The organism is Mesonia ostreae, assembly GCF_031845265.1.
GTDB classification, from domain to species: Bacteria; Bacteroidota; Bacteroidia; order Flavobacteriales; family Flavobacteriaceae; genus Mesonia; species Mesonia ostreae.
This window is the reverse complement of the sequence record NZ_JAVRBG010000037.1, coordinates 1-2,547: the sequence shown is the minus strand read 5'-3', so window position 1 is coordinate 2,547 and position 2,547 is coordinate 1. Positions and strand designations below refer to the sequence as shown.

General features: G+C 31.9%; 2 protein-coding genes. One reads left to right on the top strand and one right to left on the bottom strand.

The window, feature by feature from the left end:
* Window positions 1-785, bottom strand: a 785-nt coding sequence (locus RLT85_RS15020) for a hypothetical protein (RefSeq protein ID WP_311402860.1), incomplete at its 3' end; no start/stop codon positions are given.
* A 220-nt stretch (window positions 786-1,005) separates the two neighbouring features.
* Between RLT85_RS15020 and RLT85_RS15015 the strand changes: the two genes are divergently transcribed.
* Entirely contained in the window at window positions 1,006-2,154 is a 1,149-nt protein-coding gene (locus RLT85_RS15015; protein ID WP_311402859.1) for a zinc-dependent alcohol dehydrogenase, read from the top strand.
* The last annotated feature ends 393 nt before the right edge of the window (window positions 2,155-2,547 follow it).

Sequence of the window (2,547 nt, the reverse complement as noted above, 5' to 3'; positions counted from 1 at the left end):
GTTTTAGAACCTACTTTTTCCCGGTAGTCTTTAACTAATGTGATTAGTTTTTTATGGTCTAACTGTTGTTTTTGTTGCGTAATGATTTCTTTAGTAAAAGTCTTAAGAAATAATTTTTCATCAAAAATTTTTTCTTTTAAGGATTCTTCTTGCTCTTCTAGATATTCATTATTAGAAGCAATTTTTTCCTTAATTAGCTGAGCATCTACTGAAATTTCGTTTTCAAATAGATTTGTTTTTAATTTTTCAATCGTTTTTTGATAGCCTTCCAGTAAACTTTTTCTAATGGTAAATTCTTCAAATTCTTTTTGTAAAGAATTGTACTGCTTTAAGATAGTGTTCTTGTTTTTAAATGTTTTCAAATGAAGATTAAAGGACTCTTCAGAAAGGTTAATTAAACTATTATCAATTTTAAAGTTCAATAACTCGTCTTTTCTTTTGAAGAGCTCAATGTGCTTTTCAAGATTAGAGAATTTAAACAACGCATTCTTTAGGTCTTCTTCATTTTGTTTTTCACCAATATATTGAGTTAATTTTTCTTCAATACCTTCCTTAAATTTTGATAACGAATCTTTTACAGATTCAGGATTTTCAACATTAAGAGCTCTGTCTTCTGAATACGATATGTATTCATAAACACCATTCAAATTTAGCCAAAACCCTTTTTTACTTTTTCCCTTGATATTGGCGTTTAAATCTTGAAATAGTAACTCTGGAAAGGGAACATACCGTTTAGAGTTAACTTCCGATGGTTTAATCTTTCCATATTTCTGAAAATATTTCAAGATACTTTCTTCTGCGTGTGAAAGCGGAAATTCTAAATTATCTAATTACACTGTTAACTGTGAGATTAATTAGAAACTTCAATAAAAATTTATGCAAAGTGCTTTATTATTCATTGAAGATGAGTGTTGCTTTTTCCTATAATTATGTGTTAAATATAGTTTTACTCTAATTAATTAAAAAATATTTTTTTATATTCGAACACAACTAAAACAATCAATTATGAAAGCACTATGTTATGAGGGTAAAGAAAATGTAAAAATAAACACTGTTCCAGATCCAATTATTCAGGAGCCAACAGATATTATTATTAAGGTCACTTCGACTGCTATTTGTGGTTCTGATTTACACTTATATGGTGGGCTAGTTCCTACTATGAAAGAAGGAGACATTCTCGGTCATGAATTTATGGGTGAGGTTGTAGAGATAGGTAAAGATGTGAAAAAATTTAAGAAAGGGGATCGAGTAGTTATTCCATTTACCATTGCTTGTGGTGATTGTAATTACTGTAATGACGATCTATTTTCTTTGTGCGATAATTCCAATCCAAATGAAGAACTATGTAAAGAGAATCTTGGTCACAGTATCTCGGGATTATTTGGTTTTTCTCATATGTTAGGTGGATTCTCTGGTGGTCAAGCAGAGTATGTGCGCGTTCCTTATGCAGATGTTGGTCCTATTAAAGTGCCAGAATCACTGAGCGATGATAAGGTATTATTTCTATCAGATATATTCCCTACAGGATATATGGGTGCTGAAAATGCTAATATCAAACCAGGAGATACAGTAGCCATATGGGGATGTGGACCCGTTGGTCAATTTGCCATTCAAAGTGCGTTTATGTTAGGTGCAGAGCGCGTGATCGCTATAGATATGGTGAAAGAAAGACTTGACATGGCTGAAAAAAATAGCGCTGTTGAAGTCATAAGAACCGTTGACCCTAATGAAGTTTACATGCGCTTGATGGAAATGACAAATGGAAAAGGACCTGATTGCTGTATTGATTGTGTAGGAGCTGAAGCTCACGGAACTGAAGGATTCAATACCGATTTAGAAAAAGCTCAACCAAATGCTTTAGCACAAATATTTAAAGCGTGTAAAAAAGCAGGGAATGTCTCTATTCCTGGAGTATATGTAGGTGAAGTAGATGGTTTGCCATTAGGTATGGCAATGAATAAGTCGCTCAATATAAAAATGGGACAAACTCATATGCAACATTATCTAGAACCTTTATTGGCTAAAATCGAAAATGGCGCGTTTGATCCTTCATTCATTATAACACATAAAATGAAACTAGATGAAGCTCCAGAGGCCTATAAAAAATTCAGGAATAAAGAAGATAAATGCGTGAAAGTGGTATTAACACCATAATTAGCTAACTTTAAATAGCTTTTAAATCCTAACATCTAGTTTTCGCAAGATGTTAGGATTTCTTTATTTAGATAAATGAATAGAATAGAATACGATGTTTAGCTTTTTGTGTCAGATGAGATGAAATCATACACATCTAAATATTTATATTCTCACGGCAATAATCTCTATTTTACAATTATACATTACCAAAATATTTATATATAATATGAGATCTTTCACCTATTGTAGATTTAATACTTTAACCTGGCCAATTGATTAGAACAGATAATAATTTTGGTCGACATATTTTATAATAACGCGTTGTGCTATTTGTTCCATGCGTGTTTGATTTGATTGAGCGGTCTTCCTCGTTCCCAGTTTATCATTTGGAGTACTGCTACTCCTGCAATC